The 22,579-nt window shown below is 69.4% G+C and carries 2 protein-coding genes; both read left to right on the forward strand.

Annotation, left to right across the window (positions count from 1 at the left end; all coding sequences use genetic code 11):
- The gene (locus JYK18_RS20585) at positions 1-13,128 is read left to right on the forward strand and encodes a non-ribosomal peptide synthetase (RefSeq protein ID WP_206803560.1); all 13,128 of its coding nucleotides are present in this window, start codon (positions 1-3) and stop codon (positions 13,126-13,128) included.
- Complete coding sequence (locus JYK18_RS20590; RefSeq protein ID WP_206803561.1) at positions 13,121-22,573, forward strand: non-ribosomal peptide synthetase; 9,453 nt, start codon at positions 13,121-13,123, stop codon at positions 22,571-22,573. Before JYK18_RS20585 ends, JYK18_RS20590 begins: the two co-directional genes overlap by 8 nt.
- Positions 22,574-22,579 lie beyond the last annotated feature (6 nt).

Below are 22,579 nucleotides of genomic sequence, written 5' to 3' on the forward strand. Positions count from 1 at the left end.
ATGCGTTCCCTTGACCGGATCGAAACCGAGCTGGACCTGGAGTCCGTGCCCTACCTGCGGGATCTGGAGCTGGCGGGCGTTCCGGTCGTGCCGTCGGCCGTGGTGCTGGAGATCGCGGGCGCGACCGCGGCGATCGCCGAGCAGGGCGAGGCGATGGTGGGCGTCCGCCTGCCGGAACCGGTGGTGCACACCGAAAACGACACCGTCGAGCTGGTGGCCGACCTCTACCAGAACTCGACCGGCGCATACGGCGTGCGCATCCACCGCGCGGACTGGGCGCGGACGGTGCACGTGGAAGCGCTGTTCGCCCCCGGCAGCAGTGCCGAGAAGACCGCCGACCCCATTCCGCTCGACGACATCCGGCGCCGCTGCGGACAGCCGGTTTCGCGGGACGAGTTCTACGCCGATCTGACCGCGCTCGGCATTTCCTGCGGTGCCGCACTCGGCTGCGTGGAATCGGCGTGGCGGGGAAATCAGGAAATTCTGGGCGCTGTGCGTTCCCCCGTTTCCGAGGCGGAATCCGAACTTTACCGTTTACACCCTGTCATGCTGGAAGCGGCGCTGCAACCCGCGTTCGCACTTCTCACTCCTTGGACGGGGAGTGGTTGGTACCTCGGTGGAATCGACCGGTTCGAGATCCACCGCGAAGGCGCCACGGTCGCCTGGACGCACGTCGTGCGCACCGACACCGGCGAGAACCTGCCCGGTGCGGCCACCTTCCACATCGGCCTGCTCGACGCCGACGGTTACGTGGTCGCGGAACTGACCGGTGTGCAGTTGCGGGTGTTCGGTACGGGAGAACTGCGCCCGCCTCGGCTGGAACCGCCGTCCGGCGAAGAGATCCGCGCACTGGAAGGCGACGAACAGCGGGACACCATTCACACGGCACTGCACCGGTGGCTGGCCCAGGTGATGCGGATCGACGCCGACGAACTGGACACGAACCGGAAACTGCGTTCCTACGGCATCGACTCGTTCATGGGAATGGAGTTGAAGGCACTCCTTCAGCGCCATTGGGAAATCGATATCCCGCTGACCCTGCTCTTCGACGGCCGCAGTGTGGAAACGCTGACCGAGGACGTGGTCCAGCGGTTCTCGGGACACCACGCGAACCGGATCACCCGCCGCGAGCGTGGTGAAATCTCGCGCCTGTCCCGAGGGCAGGAAGCGCTCTGGTCCATCCACCGGTTCGCGGCCGAGTCTGGGGCTTACCACGTGGCGACCGCGTTGCGCGTGCTTTCCCCGCTGGACTTGGACAAGCTGGAGAACGCCTGGCAGACGGTGGTTGCCCGTCACGGCCTGCTGGGCGCGACCTTCGGCGAAGACGACCAGGGACCGTTCTACCGCCTCGGTTCGGCGACCGACTTCGACTGCGTCGACGCCCGGGCGGTCAACGACTTCGAGCGCCTGCTCGCCGACGAAGCCGACCTGCCCTTTGTGCTGGAGGACAGCGTTCCCGTCCGGCTGCGCGTCTACCAGCGCCCGGACGGCGAGTCCGTGCTGTTGCTCTGCGCGCACCACATCGTGGTCGACATGTGGTCCTGCGTGGTGTTGCTGGAGGACCTGGCGCTGGCGTACGGCGGCGGGACCGAGGCGTCGGTTCCGGCCGTCGAGTACGCCGACTTCGTGGACTGGCAGCGGGAACTGGTGGCGAGCCCCGAGGGTGACCGGCTTTGGAACTACTGGCGCGAACGGCTTTCCGGTGAACTGCCCGTGCTCGCCCTGCCCGGTGACCGGCCGCGGCCGGCGGTGCAGTCGTTCCGCGGTGCCAGCCGGGTGTTCGGCATCGGCCGCGAGTTGACCGAAAGGTTGAAGGAACTCGGTGTCCGTTGTGGAGTGACACCGTTCGTGGTCCTGTTGTCAGCCTACCAGCTGCTGCTCCACCGCGAGACCGGGCAGGAGCGGGTGGTGGTCGGCTCGCCGATCTCCGGGCGTGGCCGGAGTGAGCTGGAACGGACCGTCGGTTACTTCGTGAACCCGGTTCCGCTGATCGCGGACTTCACCGACCAGATGTCCTTTGAGGACACGCTGAGGCAGGTGCACGAGGTGGTGCTGGGGGCGTTCGAGCACGAGGACTTCCCGATGGCGGAGATGGTCGAACGGCTCGCGCCCGAACGGGATTCGTCGTATTCCCCGCTGTACCAGACGATGTTCGTGATGCAGCGCTCCCAGGCGTTCGACCAGGAGGGACTCGCGCCGCTGGCGGTCGGGGCGGGCAGCCGCCTCCAAGTCGAGGCGATCGAGCTGCACTCGCTGGTGGTCGAGCCGGTGACCGTGCCGCGCAACTGGTCCATGTTCGACCTGACCTGGATGGTCGCGGAATCGGACGACGGGTTCCTGGTATCGGTGGATTACAACACGGATCTGTTCGACGAGAGCACGGTCGACCGGTTCCTGGAGCACTTCCGCGTGCTGCTCGACGGTGTGGCCGGTGCGCCAGAGCGGGCGGTCGCCAAGGTGCCGTTGCTCGCCGCCGCCGAGCACGACCTGATGGTGCGGCAGTGGAACGACACGGCCGTGGACTTCGGCGCCGCCGCGGCCGGACGCGTGCACGAGGGTGTGTGGGCGGCCGGGGCGTGCTTCCCGGACGCCACCGCCGTCATCGCGCACGACGGCTCGGTGACCTACCGGGAGCTGCTGGCGCGGGCGTCGCGGATCGGCTGGTGGTTGCGGGAGCAGGGCGCGCGGCCGAACGAGCTGGTGGGCGTGTGCCTGGAGAAGTGCACCGACCAGGTGGCCGCGGTGCTCGGCGTGGTGGCCTCAGGCGCGGCGTACCTGCCGCTGGACCCGGGCCTGCCGCAGGCGCGGCTCGCCGAACTGGTCGACCTCGGTGCCGTCAAGCAGGTGCTGACGCGTTCGGGCATCGAGCTGCCGGACGGGGTGACGCGGCTCGACCTGGACGCGGCGAACCTGGCGAGCTACCCGGCGGGCCTGCCGGACGTGGTGCAGGCCCCGACCGACCTGGCGTACGTGATCTTCACGTCGGGGTCCACGGGTGTGCCGAAGGGCGTGATGATCGACCACCTCGGCGTGCTCAACACCGTGGTCGACATCAACCAGCGCTTCGACGTCACGCCGGACGACCGGGTGCTGGGACTGGCGTCGCTGAGCTTCGACCTATCGGTGTACGACATCTTCGGCCCGCTGGCGGTCGGCGCGGCGCTGGTGCTTCCCGCGCCCGAGGGCGTGAAGGACCCGTCGCACTGGGTCGAGCTGATCGACCGCCACGGCGTCACCGTCTGGGACTCCGTGCCGATGTTGCTGCAACTGCTGGTCGAAGCCCCGGAAGCGAGCGCGCAAACGCTTGCCTCCCTGCGAATCGGCCTGCTCTCGGGTGACTGGATCCCGGTGACGCTGCCCGAGAAGGTGTGGGCGCTGAACCCGGAGATGAAGCTCTTCAGCGGGGGTGGCGCCACGGAGGCGTCGATCTGGTCGATCACCCACCCGATCACCGAGGTCGACCCGGGCTGGACGAGCATCCCGTACGGCCGTCCGCTGTCCAACCAGCGCTTCTACATCCTCAACAGCGCGCAGGAACCGTGCCCGGTCGGCGTGGCCGGTGAGCTGTGCATCGGCGGCATCGGGGTGGCCCGCGGGTACTGGCGCGATGAGGAGCGGACGAACGCGAGCTTCCTGCCTGACCCGTTCTCCGACGACCCGCGCGCGTTGCTCTACCGGACCGGCGACCTGGGGCGGTGGCGCAAAGACGGCGTGATCGAGTTCCTGGGCCGGGTGGATCACCAGGTCAAGATCCGCGGGTTCCGGGTGGAACTGGGTGAGATCGATTCGGTGCTCTCGGCGCATCCGGCGGTGGCCGAGTCGGTGACGGTGGTGCACCAGGACGGGGTGAACCGGCGGCTCGCGTCCTATGTGGTCACCGAAGCCGACCCGGCTGAGCTGCGCGACTGGGTGCACTCGCGGCTGCCCGAGTACATGGTCCCGGCGGGCGTGACCCGGCTCGACCGGCTGCCGTTGTCGTCGAACGGCAAGGTGGACCGGTCGGCGTTGCCCGAGCCGGTGTGGCAGGCGGCCGACGAGTTCGTCGAGGCGCGGTCGGAGCAGGAACGCGTGCTGGCCCGGATCTGGGCCGAGGTGCTGGGAGTCGAACGCGTCGGCGTGCGGGACAACTTCTTCGCGCTCGGTGGCGACTCGATCCTGTCGATCCAGATGGTCTCGCGAGCGGCCCAGCACGGGATCCAGCTGACTCCGGCGCAGGTGTTCCGCGAGCAGACCGTGGCTCGGCTGGTGGAAGTGGCTGGTCAGGGTCCGGTGGTGGTCGCCGATCAGGGACCGGTGGTCGGACCGGTGGAGCTGGGGCCGGTGCAGCGCTGGTTCTTCGGCCTCGACCTGACGAACCGCGACCACTGGAACCAGACCGTGGTGCTCGAAGCCGACGGCGAACTGGACGCCGAGCGCGTGGCCAAGGCACTCGAAACCGTGCTCGACCGCCACGACGTGCTGCGCTCCCGCTTCGCCCGTGAAGACGGGCAGTGGCGCCAGGAGCAGTTGGCCGAGGCCACCGCGCCGGTGGTCGACGGGGACCCGAACCGCGGACTGGACATCGAACACGGACCGTTGCTGCAGGCGGCGATCACCGGCAACACCGTCACGATCGCCTGTCACCACCTGGTGATCGACGCGGTGAGCTGGCGCTTCGTCCTGGAGGACTTCGAACGCGCTTACCTCGGTGAAGGCGAGATGCCCGCGAAGACCACCTCGTACGCGGAGTGGTCCTCGCGGCTCGCGGACTACGACGCGAGCGATCAGGTCGAGTACTGGCGCGAGCTCGTGGACACGATCACCCCGCTGCCCGCCGACCTGAGCGGCGACGACACGCACGCCACCGCCGTCACCCGGCGGGTCTTGCTCCCGGCCGCGTCCCTGGTGGACGCCGGCCGCCGGATGAAGGCCCGGCCGGACGAACTCGTGCTGACCGCCTGGGCACGGGCGCTCGCCGAGTGGACCGGCCGCGACGGCGTGACCGTCGACGTCGAGGCCCACGGGCGCGAGGCGTTGTCCGACGACGTCGACCTTTCCCGGACGGCGGGCTGGTTCACCGCGATCCGACCGGTCCACCTGCCGGTCGGCGGCACCGACGAGATCGGGGCCCTGCGGGCGGTGAAGCGGTCGCTGCGCGAGGCGCCGGACCAGGGCATCGGGTACGGACTTCTGCGTGCCCAGCTCGGCCGGGACGCGCCGGTACTGTTCAACTACCTCGGCCAGATCGACCAGGCCGGCGCGGTGTTCGCCCTGCGCTACGACCCGGCCGCCAACGACGCCGGGTACGCGCCGGAGAACCGCCGCCACCACACCTTCGAGATCAACGCCGGGCTGCACCACGACCAGTTGCTGATCGATTTCACCTACTCCTCGGCCCGGCACGAGGGCACCACCATCGACGGCCTGCTCGACAGCGTGCAGCGGCAGCTCACCGCGCTGACCGACTCGACGCAGGCCGCTTTCATCCCGGAGGACTTCCCACTCACCCAGGTCACCGAGGCGGAACTCGCGCGGATCGCGACCACCTCGATCGACGACCTGTACCCGGCGACGCCGATGCAGCAGGGTTTGCTGTTCCACACGCTGTCCGCACCCGACTCGGGTGTCTACATCGAACAGATCCGGCTCCGGCTGTCCGGTGAGCTGCGAGTGTCCACTTTGTGCGACGCGTGGGAACGGACCGTGCAACGGCATCCCGCGTTGCGCACCGCGCTGGCCTGGCAGGACCTCACGACGCCGTACCAGGTGGTGCACACCAAGGTCGCCGCGCCGATCGTCATCGAGGAACGCGACGACCTCGACGCACTGCTGCGCGAGGACCGGACCGCCGGGTTCTCGCTGTCCGACGCGCCGCTGATGCGCCTGCGGCTGATCCGCGCCGACGACCGGTCCTGGGACCTCGTCTGGTCGCACCACCACGTCGTGCTGGACGGGTGGAGCGCGGCGCTGGTGCTGGAGGACTTCTTCGCCGTGTACCGCGCGCTGGTGGCCGGGGAGGAACCGTCCGCGGTGACGGCACCGCCGTACCGCGACTACGTCGAATGGCTGGCCGCGCAGGACCTCGGCACGGCCGAGGAGTACTGGCGCACGCACCTCGCCGGGTTCACCGAGCCGACGCGGCTGGGCATCGAGCAGGTCATCGCCGCGACGGCGCGTCGTCCGGAAGCAGCCGAGTCCACTGTGGAACTGCCGAAGGAACTGTCGGACCGCACCCGCGAATTCGCCCGTGCGCACGGGCTCACGCTGAACACCGTGCTGATGGGCGCCTGGTCGCTGCTGCTGTCGCGGTACTCCGGCCAGCGGGACCTGGTCTTCGGCGTCACCTCCGCCGGGCGTCCGGCGGAAGTGTCCGAAGTGGAGCGGATGATCGGTTTGTTTATCAACACGCTCCCCGCACGCGTGGGCGTGCCCGCCGAACAGCGGGTCGCCGACTGGCTGCGCGACCTCCAGCGGGTGGAGACCGAGCGCCGCCGGTACGAGAACACCCCGCTGACCAAGGCACACGAGTGGAGCGACATCGCGGGCGGGACCCCATTGTTCGACCACATCTTCGTGGTGGAGAATTACCTGCTCGACGAGTCCGTGTTCCAAGTGGACGAATCTCTGCGCGTCTCGGACTACCGCTCCTACGAGCAGACGAACTACCTGCTGGCGCTGGTGGTGGAACCGCTGGAACGGCTCACCCTGCGCACGCGGCACGATCCCGACCGGCTCGCCGCCGACACCGTGGAGCGGCTGCTCGGCCACTTCGAGGTGCTGCTGGACGGGGTCATCTCCGCGCCACAGCGGCCGGTCGGCGAGGTGCCGCTGCTCAGTGCGGCCGAGCGCGAGATGCTGGTGCGCCAGTGGAACGACACCGACGAGGACTTCGGTGCGCCTGCCTGTGTGCACGAGGGTGTGTGGGCGGCTGGGGCGCGGTTCCCGGACGCGCCGGCGGTCATCGCGCACGACGGGGTGCTGACGTACGGGGAGTTGCTGGCGCGGGCGTCGCGGATCGGCTGGTGGTTGCGGGAGCAGGGTGCGCGGCCGAACGAGTTGGTCGGCGTGTGCCTGCCGAAGGGCGTGGAGCAGATCGCGGCGGTCTTGGGCGTGGTGGCTTCGGGGGCGGCTTATCTGCCGCTGGATCCAGGGCTACCGCAGGCGCGGCTCGCGGAACTGATCGAACTCGGTGGGGTCACGCGGGTGCTGACGGGCTCGGGTATCGAGCTTCCGGGCGGTGTGACCCGACTGGATCTGGATGTCGAAAAGCTGGCGACCTATTCGGCGGAAATGCCGGACGTGGTGCAGGCCCCGACGGATCTGGCGTACGTGATCTTCACGTCGGGGTCCACCGGGGTGCCGAAGGGCGTGATGATCGATCACCTCGGGGTGCACAACACCGTGGTCGACATCAATCGGCGCTTCGAGGTGACGCCGGACGACCGGGTGCTGGGGCTCGCGTCGTTGAGCTTCGACCTATCGGTGTACGACATTTTCGGTCCGCTGGCGGTGGGGGCGGCGTTGGTGCTTCCGGCGCCGGACGGGGTGAAGGATCCTTCGCACTGGGTGGAGTTGATCGAGCGGTATCGGGTGACGGTGTGGGACTCGGTGCCGATGTTGTTGCAGCTGCTGGTGGAGGCGCCGGAGGCTTCGGCCGAGAAGCTGGCCTCGCTGCGAGTCGGGTTGCTTTCGGGTGACTGGATTCCGGTGTCGTTGCCCGAGAAGGTGTGGGCTTTGAACCCGGGGATGAAGATCTTCAGTGGTGGTGGGGCGACGGAGGCGTCGATCTGGTCGATCTCGTATCCGATCACCGAGGTGGACCCGTCGTGGACGAGCATTCCGTATGGTCGTCCGTTGTCCAACCAGCGCTTTTACGTCCTGAACGAGGCGCAGCAGTTGTGTCCGGTGGGCGTGGCCGGTGAGTTGTGCATTGGCGGTATCGGGGTGGCGCGCGGGTATTGGGGTGATGAGGAGCGGACGAACGCGAGCTTCTTGCCTGACCCGTTCTCCGATGATCCGCGGGCATTGCTGTACCGGACTGGTGACCTGGGGCGGTGGCGCAGTGATGGGGTGATCGAGTTCCTCGGGCGCGTGGATCACCAGGTGAAGATCCGCGGCTTCCGGGTGGAGCTGGGGGAGATCGACTCGGTGTTGTCGGCGCATCCGGCGGTGGCCGAGTCGGTGACGGTGGTGCACCAGGAAGGCACGAACCGGCGGCTTGCGTCCTACGTGGTCGCTGAGAACGCGGATGTCACGGCATTGCAGGAATGGGTGCGCGAGCGGTTGCCCGAGTACATGGTCCCGGCTGGGGTCACCGTGCTGGACAGGCTTCCGTTGTCGTCGAACGGCAAGGTGGACCGGTCCGCGCTGCCGGAACCGGAGTGGCAGTCCGACGGCGAGTACGTCGAGGCGCGGTCCGCCACCGAGAAGGCGCTGGCCGGAGTGTGGGCCGAGGTGCTGGGTGTCGAGCGTGTGGGCATCCACGACAATTTCTTCGCCCTCGGTGGCGACTCGATCCTGTCGATCCAGATGGTGTCGCGGGCGGCTCAGGCCGGGATCCACCTGACACCGGCGCAGGTGTTCCGCGAGCAGACCGTGGCCCGGCTGGCGGAAATGGTCGGGGAGAAGCGCACGTCGATTCAACGGCGTGAACGTGGTGCGGTCTCGCGGCTGTCCAGGGGACAGGAAGCGCTCTGGTCAATTTATCGATTCGCCGACGAATCGGGGGCCTACCACGTCGCGACCGCGATGCGGGTGCTGTCCCCGTTGGACAACGAGCTGCTGCGGTCTGCCTGGCAGACGGTGGTTTCCCGGCACAGCCTGCTCGGCGCGGTGTTCGGCGAGGACGATCAAGGGCCTTTCTTCCGGATCGATCCCGGTGCGGTGGCCGACTTCGACGTGGTGGACGCCCGTGCGGTGGCCGACCTGGAAGGCCTGGTCGCCGACGAGGCCGACCGTCCGTTCGCTTTGGACGATGGCGCGCCGGTCCGGCTCCGCGTGTTCGAGCGTGACGGCGAGTCGGTCCTGCTGATCTGCGCGCACCACATCGTGGTCGACCTCTGGTCGTGCGTGGTGCTGCTGGAGGAACTGGCGCTCGAATACCGGGGCGAGGCATCCATGCCGCCGCCGGCCGTCGAGTACGCCGACTTCGTGGACTGGCAGCGGGAACTGCTGTCCGGCGCCGACGGCGAGCGGCTGTGGGAGTACTGGCGTGAGCGGCTCGACGGTGATCTGCCGGTGCTCGCCCTGCCCGCCGACCGCCCGCGCCCAGCCGTGCAGTCGTTCCGCGGCGCGAACCGCGTGTTCAACGTCGGCCAGGAGATCTCCGAAGGGCTGAAGGAACTGGGTGCCCGGCTCGGGGTGACGCCGTTCGTGGTGCTGCTGTCGGCGTACCAGCTGTTCCTGCACCGCGAGACCGGGCAGAATCGGATCGTGGTCGGCTCACCGACGGCGGGGCGCGGGCAGCCGGAGATCGACAACGTGGTCGGGTACTTCATCAACCCGTTGCCGATGCTCACCGACTTCACCCCGGATATGTCCTTTGAGGACACGCTCAGGCAGGTCAACGAGGTGGTCCTCGGGGCGTTCGAGCACGAGGACTTCCCGATGGCGGAGATGGTCGAGCGGCTCGCCCCCGAGCGCGACTCCTCGTATTCGCCGCTGTACCAGACGATGTTCGTGATGCAGCGGACGCAGGCGTTCGACACCGAAGGGCTGGCGCCATTGGCCGTCGGTGCCGGGAACCGGCTCCAGGTGGGCGAGGGCGAGGCGATCGAGCTGCACTCGCTGGTGGTCGAGCCCGCCACCGTGCAACGCCGGTGGTCGATGTTCGACCTGACCTGGATGGTCGCCGAGTCGGACGACGGGTTCCTGGTTTCGGTGGACTACAACACGGATCTGTTCGACGAGAGCACGGTCGACCGGTTCCTGGAACACTTCCGCGTGCTGCTGGACGGGGTCGTCGCGGCGCCGGAGCGGCCGGTCGGTGAGGTGCCGCTGCTGACCGAAGCCGAACGGAACCGGCTGGTCCACGAGTGGAACGACACCGACGAGGATTTCGGTGCGCCTGCCTGTGTGCACGAGGGCGTGTGGGCGGCTGGGGCGCGGTATCCGGAGGCGACCGCGGTCATCGCGCACGACGGTGAGCTGACCTACCGGGAGCTGCTGGCTCGGGCGTCGCGAATCGGCTGGTGGTTGCGCGAACAGGGTGCCCTGCCGAACGAGCTGGTGGGTATCTGCCTGCCGAAGGGGGTGAACCAGGTCGCCGCGGTGCTGGGCGTGGTGGCCTCGGGCGCGGCCTACCTGCCGCTGGACCCGGCCCTGCCGCAGGCGCGGCTCGCCGAGCTGATCGAGCTCGGCGGGGTGAAGCACGTGCTCACCGCGTCCGATGTGGACCTTCCCCCGGTCGGCACGCGGCTCGACCTGGATCGGGATCAGCTGACCGGGTTCTCCTCGCGGATGCCGGACGTGGTGCAGACTCCGACGGATCTGGCGTACGTGATCTTCACATCGGGTTCCACTGGAGTGCCGAAGGGTGTGATGATCGATCACCTCGGGGTGCACAACACGGTCGTAGACATCAATCGGCGCTTCGAGGTGATGCCGGAGGATCGGGTGCTGGGGCTGGCGTCGTTGAGTTTTGACTTGTCGGTGTACGACATTTTCGGTCCGCTGGCGGTGGGGGCGGCGTTGGTGCTCCCGGCGCCCGAAGGCGTGAAGGACCCGTCGCATTGGGTTGAGCTGGTGGACCGGCATGACGTGACTGTCTGGGACTCGGTCCCGATGTTGTTGCAGCTGCTGGTGGAGGCGCCGGAGGCGGACGCCACCAGCCTTGCGTCCCTCCGAGTGGGGCTGCTCTCGGGGGACTGGATTCCGGTGTCGTTGCCCGAGAAGGTGTGGGCGCTGAACCCGGGGATGAAGATCTTCAGCGGTGGTGGGGCGACGGAGGCGTCGATCTGGTCGATCTCGTACCCCATCACGGAAGTCGACCCGTCGTGGACGAGCATTCCGTACGGTCGTCCGTTGTCCAACCAGCGCTTTTACGTCCTGAACGAGGCACAGCAGTTGTGCCCGGTGGGCGTGGCCGGTGAGTTGTGCATCGGCGGCATCGGGGTGGCGCGCGGGTATTGGGGTGACGAGGAGCGGACGAACGCAAGCTTCCTGTCCGACCCGTTCTCCGACGACCCGCGGGCGTTGCTCTACCGCACCGGTGACCTCGGGCGGTGGCGTAGTGATGGAGTGATCGAGTTCCTTGGGCGCGTCGACCACCAGGTCAAGATCCGCGGCTTCCGCGTGGAGCTGGGCGAGATCGACTCGGCGCTGACGGCCCATGAAGCCGTTTCCGACGCGGTCACCGTCGTCCACGGCGAAGGCACCGGAAAGCGGCTGGCGTCCTATGTGGTCACTGAAGCCGATCCCGCCGAACTGCGGGGCTGGGTGCGCGACCGGCTGCCCGAGTACATGGTCCCGGCCGGGATCACCGTGCTCGAAAGGCTCCCGTTGTCGTCCAACGGCAAGGTGGACCGGTCGGCGTTGCCGGAGCCGGTGTGGCAGGCGGCTGACGAGTTCGTCGAGGCCCGGTCCGACCAGGAACGCGTGCTCGCCGAGATCTGGGCCGACGTGCTCGGCCTGGACGAAGTCGGGGTGCTGGACAACTTCTTCGCGCTCGGCGGCGACTCGATCCTGTCGATCCAGATGGTCTCCCGGGCTGCCCAGCACGGCATTCACCTGACGCCCGCGCAGGTGTTCCGGGAGCAGACCGTGGCCCGGCTGGTCGAAGTGGCTGGTCAGGGGCCGGTGGTGGTCGCCGAGCAGGGACCCGTGGTCGGACCCGTCGAGCTGGGGCCGGTGCAGCGCTGGTTCTTCGGCCTCGAACTGGAGAACCCGGACCACTGGAACCAGGGCGTGGTGCTGGAGTCGAGCATCGAGCTCGATCCGGACCTGGTCGCCGAGGCGCTCGGCAAGGTGGTCGCGCACCACGACGTGCTGAGGTCGCGGTTCGTCGACCGCGCTCAGGAACAGCTCGAAACCGACGAGGTACCGGTCGAGCTGATCGACGGCTCCGGCCGCGACGCCGACGTGGTGATGGTCGACGCCGTTCGCGCCGCGCATTCGGGCCTGGACCTGGAGAACGGGCCGCTGCTGCGTGCCGTGGTCGTCGACCTCGACGACGCCCAACGGCTCGTCCTCGCCTGCCACCACCTGGTGGTCGACGCGGTGTCCTGGCGGTTCATCGTCGAGGACTTCGAGCGCGCTTATCTCGACGAAGGCGACTTCCCGCCGAAGACCACCTCGTTCGCGGAATGGACCTCACGCCTGTATGACCACGACGTCAGCGGCCAGGCCGACTACTGGCGTCAGGTGGCGAGCACGATCACCCCGCTGCCGGTGGACCGCGCGGGCCAGGACGTGCAGGCCAGCGCCATCACCCGCCGCCTCACCCTGCCAGCGGACGTCACCGCCGAACTCGTCGAGAACGCCCGCCGGACCAAGGCGCGCACCGACGAACTCGTGCTCACCGCCTGCGCGCAGGGCCTCGCCGACTGGAGCGATCGCGCGGGCATCACCATCGACGTCGAGGGCCACGGCCGCGAACCGCTGTTCGACGACGTGGACCTGACCAGGACCGCGGGCTGGTTCACCGTGATCCGCCCGGTGCACCTGCCGGTCGGCGGGGCCGAGGCGGCCGAGGCCGTCCGCGTGGTCAAGCAGGCGCTGCGCGAGGCACCGGACAACGGCCTCGGCTACGGCCTGCTGCGCGAACAGCTCGGCCTGCCGGACGCGCCGGTGCTGTTCAACTACCTCGGGCAGGTCGACGAGTCCGCCACCGGCGACTCGGTGTTCCGCCTGCAACTGGACAACCCGGCCTGGGCGAGCGCCGCGCAGGCACCGGAGAACACCCGCCACCACACGCTGGAGATCAACGCGGGCATCCACCACACCGAGCTGGTGCTCGACCTGACCTACTCGACCGAACGCCACAGCGACACCACCGCCGCCGACCTGCTCGACGGCATCCGGCGGCGGCTGGAGGTGCTCGCCGGGCACGCCGAAGCGGCCGCGCACACCAGCGACTTCCCGCTCGCCGGGCTCAGCCAGCAGGCGCTCGACGACCTCGTGGCCAAGATGGAAGGAAACGCCGGTGCCTAGGACCATCAAGGACATCTACCCGCTTTCCCCGGTCCAGCAGGGCCTGCTCTTCCACACCCTGTCGGCGCCCGAGTCCGGGGTGTACTTCGAGCAGTTCAGCGTGCGGCTGGAGGGCGAACTCGACACGACGGCCTTCCGCGGCGCGTGGGACCGGTTGGTGCACCGGCACGACGTGCTCCGCGCGGCCGTGCAGTGGGAGGGCCTGGACACCCCGGTGCTGGTGGTGTTCGACCGGATCGAGCTGCCGTGGTCCGAAGAGGACTGGCGCGGGCTGACCCCGGACGAGCAGTCCGCCCGGCTCTCGGAAACCCTGGCGGCGGACCGGATCGAGGGCTTCGACCTCGGTAGCGCGCCACTGCTGCGGGTCGGCCTGTACCGGCTGGCCGACGACGCGTGGCAGGTGGTCTGGAACTACCACCACCTCCTGCTCGACGGCTGGAGCTCGGCGGCCGTGCTGCGCGAGCTGTTCCTGAACTACGTGGCGTTGGGCGCGGGGGAGGAGCCCCAGCTGCCGCCGGTGCGGCAGTACCGCGACTACATCGGCTGGTTGCAGCAGCAGGATCTCGGTGCGGCGGAACGGTTCTGGCGTGACCTGCTCGACGGGGTCGCCGAGCCGACGGTGCTCGGCATCGACCGCACGGCCGACGGGTTCCGCGGTGACGAGGACTACGACCGCCGCGAACTGGTGCTGCCCCAGGACCTGGCGACCCGGCTGGAGGAGGTCGCGAGGGAGCGCAGGCTGACCGTCAACACGATCTTCCAGGCCGCGTGGTCCCTGCTGTTGTCGCGGTATTCCGGCAGCGACGACGTGGTGTTCGGCGTGACCTCGTCGGGACGGCCGGTGGAACTGCCCGGCGTCGAGGAGATCGCCGGCATGTTCATCAACACCCTGCCCGCGCGCGTGCGGATCCCGCGTGACGGCACGGTCGCCGACTGGCTGCCGGAGTTCCAGCGCGAGGAAACCGAGCGGCGGCAGTTCGAATTCAGCCCGCTGGCCAAGGTGCAGGACTGGAGCGAGGTGCCCTCGGGCGCCACGCTGTTCGACAGCATCCTGGTGTTCGAGAACTACCCGACGGACTTCTCGGTGCTCGACGACGTGCGCGATCTCCGCGTCACCGAGTTGTTCGGCATCGAGCAGACGAACTACCCGCTGACCCTGCTCATCGAACTCGGCGCACGGACCAAGCTCAAGGTGTGGTTCGACGAGACGCGGATCGACGCCGACGTGGCCGAACGCCTGCTCGGGCACCTCCGCACGCTGATCGAGGAACTGATCGGGGATCCGGCCCGCCGCGTCGACGAGCTCGGCCTGCTCACCGGGCCGGAGCGCGAGCAACTCGACGCCTGGGCCGACACCGGGGTGGACTTCGGCTCACCCGAGTGCCTGCACGAACTCGTCGTGCGCCAGGCCGCGAAGACGCCGGACGCCATCGCGGTCCGGTGCGAGGGCGACGAACTGACCTACGCCGAACTCGACCGGCGGTCGAACCAGCTCGCGCACCACCTGATCGAGCGGGGCGTGACCGCGGACCGGGTGGTGGGCCTGTGCCTGCACCGGTCGGCCGAGCTGGTGGTGGCGATGCTCGGGGTGCTCAAGGCGGGTGGCGCGTACCTGCCGCTCGACCCCGACCACCCGGTGGACCGCCTGGAGTTCATGCTCCGCGACACCGACGCGGTGCTCGTGCTGACCCAGGACCACCTGCGGTCCGGGCTGCCGGACGGCGTGCCCGTGCTGAGCATGGACCGCGAGTGGCACGGCTCGATGGCCGCTCCCGAGCGCCCGGTCAGCGCGACCGATCTCGCCTACGTCATGTACACCTCGGGATCCACCGGCAATCCCAAGGGCGTGATGGTCGAGCACGCCGGCGTGTGGAACCGGCTGCGCTGGGGGCAGCACCACTACGATCTGGACGCCTCGGCGGTGGTGCTGCAGAAGACCCCGTATACCTTCGACGTTTCGGTGTGGGAGTTCTTCTGGCCGCTGATGGTCGGGGCGCGGCTGGTGCTGGCGAAGCCCGAAGGCCACAAGGATCCGGACTACCTGGTCCGGCTGGTCCGCGACGAGGGCGTCACCGTGCTCCACTTCGTCCCGTCGATGCTGCGGTACTTCCTTGCCGCGGAAGGGGTTTCGGAGCTTCCCACGGTGGAGCGGGTGTTCTGCAGCGGGGAGGCGCTGACCGCGGACCTGCGCGACCGGTTCTTCTCCCTGCTGGACGCCGAACTGCACAACCTGTTCGGCCCGACCGAGGCGTCCATCGAGGTCACCCACTGGCAGTGCCTGCCGGAGCACCACGGCGATCCGCTGGTGCCGATCGGACGGCCGATCGCCAACGTGCACTGCCGGATCCTGGACCAGGCCGGGCAGCAGGTGCCGGTCGGCGTGCCGGGCGAGCTGTGCCTGGGCGGCATCGCCGTCGCACGGGGTTACCTCGGTCGCCCCGAGCTGACCGGCGAGAAGTTCATCGACGACCCGTACTCCGACGGCAGGCTCTACCGCACCGGCGACCTCGCGCGCTGGCGCGCGGACGGGGTGATCGAGTTCCTCGGCCGCAACGACGACCAGGTCAAGATCCGCGGCCAGCGCGTCGAACCGGGCGAGATCGAGTCGGTCATCCTGACTCATCCCGCCGTGCGCGAAGCCGCGGTCACCGTGCACCAGGTCGAGGGGCAGCAGCAGCTCGCCGCGTACGTGGTGCCCGCGGTGGACGCCGACGAGCTCCGCGACTGGGTGCGGCAGCGGCTGCCCGAGTACATGGTGCCAGCCGGGGTCACCGTGCTGGAGGCGTTGCCGTTGTCCGCCAACGGAAAGCTGGACCGCGGCGCGCTGCCGGACCCGGTGTGGCAGGGCGGTGAGGAGTTCATCCCGGCACGCTCGTCGCTGGAGCAGGAGCTGGCCGCGATCTGGGCCGAGGTGCTCGGCGTCGAACGCGTCGGCGTGCTGGACAACTTCTTCGCGCTCGGCGGCGACTCGATCCTGTCGATCCAGATGGTCTCGCGGGCCGCGCAGGCCGGGATCCACCTGACGCCCGCGCAGGTGTTCCGCGAGCAGACCGTGGCGCGGCTGGTGGAGGTCGCCGGGCACGGGCCGGCGGTGCTCGCCCCGCAGGAACCGGTGACCGGCCCGGTCGCGCTGGGGCCGGTGCAGCGCTGGTTCTTCGACCTGGACCTGCCGGTGCGCGACCAGTGGAACCAGGGCATCACGCTGGTCGCACCGGAGGCCTTCGAACCGGACCGCGTCCGCCAGGCCCTGGAACGCGTTGTCGCGCATCACGACGTGCTCCGCTCGCGGTTCACCCCGGACGGCGCACACCAGGTCGGGCTCGACGAGATCACCGTGCCGGTGGTGGTCAGCGAGGACCCGGTCCGCGCCGCGCACACCGGGCTCGACCTCGAACGCGGCCCGTTGCTGAAGGCCGCCGTCGACGGCAGCAAGCTGGTGCTCGCCTGTCACCACCTGGTGGTCGACGCGGTCAGCTGGCGGTTCCTCGTCGAGGACTTCGAGCGCGCTTACCTCGATCAGGGCGAGTTCCCGCCGAAGACCACCGCGTTCGCGCAGTGGACCGAGCGGCTCGCCTCGTACGACGTGACCGTGGAGGAGGACTACTGGCGCGGGGTGGTCGATTCGATCACGCCGCTCCCCGCCGATTTCGACGGCCCGGACACGCAGGGAACCGCGGTGACCCGGCGGATCTCACTGCCCGCCGAGGCGACGGCACGGCTGGCCGAGACCGCCCGCCGGATGAAGGCGCGGGTGGACGAGCTGGTGCTCACCGCGTGCGCACAGGGGCTGACCGACTGGACCGGCGACGCCGGGATCACCGTCGACGTGGAGGGCCACGGCCGCGAACCGCTGTACGACGACATCGACCTCTCCCGCACGGTCGGCTGGTTCACCGTGATGCGCCCCGTGCACCTGCCGGTCGGCGCGGCACCGGAGGTCGACGCGGTGCGTGCGGTCAAGCACGCGCTGCGGGAGGCGCCGAACAACGGCATCGGTTACGGCCTGTCGCACTTCCGGGAAAGCTCGGAGGTGCTGTTCAACTTCCTCGGCCAGCTCGACGGGGTGGCCGGTGGCGAGTTCGCACTGGCGCTGGACGACTCGGAGGGCGCGCACGCGGCGGAGAACACCCGGCACCACCCGGTCGAGATCAACGCGGGCATCCGCGAAGGCGCGCTGACCGTCGAACTGACCTACCCGGGTTCGCGGTACGAGCCGTCCACAGTGGACATCCTCCTGGCGGAGATCCGGGGCCACCTCGACGCGCTGACCGCCTCGGCCGGTGAAGTGGCGGCGCGGGCGTACCTGCCCGGCGACTTCCCGCTCGCCGGGGTCGGTACCGCCGAGCTGGCGGCGATCACCGCCACCCACGGCCTGGTCGGTGACCTCTACCCGGCCACCACCATGCAGCAGGGCCTGCTGTTCCACACCCTGTCCGCGCCCGGCTCGGGTGTCTACTTCGAACAGTTCAGCGTCCGGCTCGAAGGCGAACTCGACCCGGCGGCCTTCCGCGAGTCGTGGCAGCGCCTGGTCGACCGGCACGAGGCGCTGCGGTCGGCGGTGGAGTGGGAAGGGCTCGACCGGCCGCTGATGGTGGTCTTCGACTCGATCGAGCTGCCGTGGTCCGAAGAGGACTGGCGCGACCTGGACGAGGCCGCGCAGGCCGATCGGCTGTCCGCGTTGCTGGCCCGGCAACGCGAGGACGGGTTCGAGCTGAACCGGGCGCCGCTGGTGCGCGTCGGGTTGTTCCGGCTGGCCGACGAGGCGTGGCAGGTGGTCTGGAACTTCCACCACCTGATCCTGGACGGCTGGAGTTCGGCCGGGGTCCTGCGCGAGCTGTTCGAGATCTACGTGCCGTTGTGCGACGGCCGCGAGCCCGAACTGCACGACGTTCGCCAGTACCACGACTACATCGAATGGTTGCGGCAGCAGGATCTCGATGCCGCGGAACGGTACTGGCGCGGTCTGCTCACCGGGGTGCCGGAACCGACGGCGCTCGGCGTGGACCGTCCGTCCGAAGGGGACCGTCGCGACGAGGACTACGACCGGCGCGAGATCGTGCTGCCGGTCGAGCTGGGCGCCAAGCTCGAAGAAGTGGCGCGTCGCCGCAGGCTGACGGTGAACACGCTGTTCCAGGCCGCGTGGTCGCTGCTGCTGTCGCGGTACTCGGGCACCGAGGACGTGGTGTTCGGCGTGACCTCCTCGGGTCGTCCGGTCGACCTGGCCGGGGCCGAGAACATCGCCGGGTTGTTCATCAACACCCTGCCCGCGCGGGTGGCCTGCCCCAGCGGGCAGCGGCTCGGGACCTGGCTGAGCGAACTGCAGCAGGCGCAGATCGACCAGCGGCAGTTCGAGTTCAGCCCGCTGACCAAGGTGCAGGAGTGGAGCGAGATTCCGGCCGGGGTGCCGCTGTTCGAGAGCATCCTGGTCTTCGAGAACTACCCGGCCGACTTCTCCGTGCTGGAGCGGGTCAGCCGCCTGCGGGTGGCCGAGCTGCACAGCATGGAGCAGACCAACTACCCGCTGACCGTGGTGATCATCCCCGGCGAGGAGACCACGCTGAAGGTCTGGTTCGACCAGACCCGGATCGAGCCCGGTGCCGCGGAACGGCTGCTCGGGCACCTGCGCGGCCTGCTGGAGGAACTGGCGGGCGACGAGGACCGCGCGGTCGGCGAGATCGGCCTGCTCACCGCGCCGGAGGCGGAACTGTTCGAGCGGTGGGCGGACACCGCGGTCGACTACGGCGAACCCGAGTGCCTGCACCGGGTGATCGCGCGGCAGGCCGCGGCCACACCGGACGCGATCGCGGTCCGATGTGGACAGGAGGAACTCACCTACGCCGAACTCGATCACCGGGCCAACCAGCTGGCGCACCAGTTGACCGGCCACAAGGTGGTCGGCGTCGCGATGCGGCGGTCCGTCGAACTCGTGGTGGCGCTGCTCGGTGTGCTCAAGGCAGGTGCCGCGTACGTGCCGTTGGACCCGGACTACCCAGCCGAGCGCCTGGAGTTCCTGATCCGCGACACCCGCGCGAAACTGGTGCTCACCCAGGACGAACTGCGTGACCGGATCCCCGGCCCGGTTTTGGCGCTGGACACCGCCGAGTTCGACGGTCCCGACACCGATCCGAGCGCCGGCAAGCCCGACGACCTGGCGTACGTCATCTACACCTCGGGGTCCACCGGCAAGCCCAAGGGCGTGATGCTCGAACACCGCGGGGTGTGGAACCGGCTGCGCTGGATGCAGGCGGAGTACCCGATCGGCGAGGCGGACGTGGTGCTGCAGAAGACCCCGTTCACCTTCGACGTGTCGGTGTGGGAGTTCTTCTGGCCGCTGATGACCGGGGCGCGCATGGTGCTGGCGAAGCCGGAAGGCCACCGCGATCCGGACTACCTCACCGGGTTGATCCGGGACGAAGGTGTCACGACCCTCCACTTCGTCCCTTCGATGCTGCGTTACTTCCTTGCCGCGGAGGGGGTTTCGGAACTTCCTTCGGTCAAGCGGGTGTTCTGCAGCGGGGAGGCGCTGACCGCGGATCTGCGGGACCGGTTCTTCTCGCTGCTGGACGCCGAACTGCACAACCTGTTCGGCCCCACCGAAGCCTCGATCGACGTGACCTACTGGCAGTGCCTGCCGGAGCACGCGGGCGATCCGGTGGTGCCGATCGGCCGTCCGATCGCGAACACCACCTGCCGCATCCTCGACCAGGCCGGGCAGCAGACCCCGATCGGCGTGCCGGGTGAGCTGTGCCTGGGCGGGATCGGGCTGGCCAGGGGCTATCTCGGCCGGCCGAAGCTGACCCGGGAGAAGTTCGTCAAGGACCCGTTCTCCGACGGCAGGCTCTACCGCACCGGCGACCTCGCACGCTGGCGGGCCGACGGGGAGATCGAGTTCCTCGGCCGCAACGACGACCAGGTCAAGATCCGCGGCCAGCGCGTCGAACCGGGTGAGATCGAGACCGTGCTGCAGGACGACGACATGGTCAAGCACGCGGTCGTGGTGGCCGACGACGGCGTGCTCGCCGCCTTCGTAGAGCCGGACTTCACCGCGGTCACCGACCAGTCGCTGTCCTCGGCGCCGTGGCTGCGGCGGCACGTGGACCAGTGGCAGTCGCTGTACGAGCAGATCTACACCGAACCGGTGATCGAGGTCGACGCCGACTTCAACACCGCGGGCTGGCTGTCCAGCTACACCGGGCAGCCGATCCCGACCGGCGAAATGCTCGAATGGCGCGACCGCACGGTGGACCGCATCCTCGGCCTGCAGCCGAAGCGGGTGCTGGAGATCGGCTGCGGCACGGGGATCCTGCTCACCCGCATCGCGCCGAAGGTGACCAGCTACCACGGCACCGACATGTCGGCCACGGCCATCGAGTACGTGCGCGGCAGGCTCGCCGAGCACGGCGACGAGCACGTGGTGCTGGAGCAGCGCGAAGCGGTCGACTTCGCCGGGATCCGGCCGGACAGCGTGGACGTGGTGGTGCTCAACTCGGTCACCCAGTACTTCCCGGACGTGGCCTACCTGGTCGAGGTGGTCCGGGGCGCGATGGACGCGCTGGTGCCGGGCGGTTCGATGTTCCTCGGCGACGTGCGCAACCTGCTGCTGCTGGAAACCCTGCACGCGTCGGTCCAGGTCGCGCAGGCACCGGGGGACGTGCTCGCGGCGGACGTGGTGCAGCGGGTCCGGCACCTGGCGCGGGTGGAGAACGAGCTTCTGGTCGACCCCGGCTTCTTCACCAGGCTGCGGGAGAAGGTGCCGGAGCTGGGGCGGATCGAGATCAGCCCGAAGGAAGGCGCCTACGACAACGAACTGAGCCGGTTCCGGTACGACGTGGTGCTGGAGAAGGCGGCCAAACCCCACGTGCAGGTGGACGCGCGGTGGCTCGACTGGACACGCGGGGAACTGACCTGGGAAGCCGTCGGCGCCCTGCTCCGCGGTGGGGCCAGGGAACTGATCGCGCTGTCCCGGGTGCCGAACGCGCGGGTGCGGCGGCACCACGAGCGCTGGCAGCGGTTGCTCGGCGCCACCGGGGACGCGACCGTGTCCGAGGTGGTCGGCGGGGTCGACGGTGACGCCGTCGATCCCGAGAAACTGCGGGCGCTCGCGCGTTCCTGCGGGTACGAGGTGGAGATCAGCTGGGCCGCCGGGTACGCCGACGGCGCGTTCGACGTGATCCTGCGCAAGGCGGGCCAGCCACGCGCCGACTTCCGCCCGCCCGCCACCGCGGAACTCCTGGAGCCGGCGAACATGCCCGTGCGCCAGGAACTCGGCGCCGAACTGCGCGGCAGGCTCCTGGAGGAGTTGGCGGCGAAACTGCCGTCGCACCTGGTGCCCGCCACGCTGACCGTGCTCGACGCCATGCCGATGACCAGTTCCGGCAAGGTCGACCGCAAGGCGCTCCGGGCCACCCGCGGCGCGCACCTGTCGGAACGGCCTTATGCGGCCCCGCGTGACGCGGTGGAGCTGCGGCTGGCGCGCATCTGGGAGAAGGTGCTCGACGTCGAACGCGTCGGCGTGCTGGACGACTTCTTCGAGCTGGGCGGCGATTCGCTGGTCGCGATCCGGCTGTCCACCGAGGTGAAGCGCGCCTTCGACGTGCAGATCACGCTCGCCGACCAGCTCGCCGCCCGCACGGTCGAGCAGGAGGCCGGGCTGATCAGCGGTGGCGGGGCGGCGTGGCGGCCGCTGGTGGAGATCACCGCGGGCGAGGGCACACCGGTGTTCTGCGTGCACCCGGCCGGCGGAAGTGTGCTCTGCTACGGCGAACTGGCCCGCCGCCTCGGCCGCGACCGGCCGTTCTACGGACTGGCCCCGCTCGGCCTGGAGGAGGGGCAGGAGGCCGACGACAGCATCGCCGTGATGGCCGACCGGTACCTCGCCGAGGTGCGCGCGGTCCGCCCGCACGGGCCGTACCACCTGGCGGGCTGGTCGCTCGGCGGGGTGGTCGCGCTGGAAATGGCGGCCAGGCTGGAGGACGAGGGCGAACGCGTCGAACTGGTCGCGATGATCGACTCGGTGGCGCCGGAACTGGTCGACGGCGACGTGGACGACGTCGACGTGATCGCCGAGTTCTTCGCCGGTGTGCCACTGGACCTGGACCACCTGCGCTCGCTCGAACCGGATGCCGCCATCGAGGCGGCCATGGCGCAGGCGGCGGCGGTGAACGCGCTTCCGTCCGGTTTGGACGCGTCGCGGCTGCTGCGCATGCGCGACGTCCACAAGCGACACATCGCCGCGCTGGTTTCCCACCGGGCGGCCAGGTATGCCGGGGACGTGGTGCTGTTCCGCGCCTCGGACACCCCGGTAACCCAGCCCGCGTACGGCTGGGAGAACACCGTCAAGGGCAGGCTGGAGATCATCGGCGTGCCCGGCAACCACCAGACCGTGCTGAGTTCCCCCGGCGTCGGCCGGATCGCCCGCGAACTCGGCACCCGGATCCCGGACTAAGGAGAG

It is taken from the genome of Amycolatopsis sp. 195334CR (assembly GCF_017309385.1).
Taxonomy (GTDB): Bacteria; Actinomycetota; Actinomycetes; order Mycobacteriales; family Pseudonocardiaceae; genus Amycolatopsis.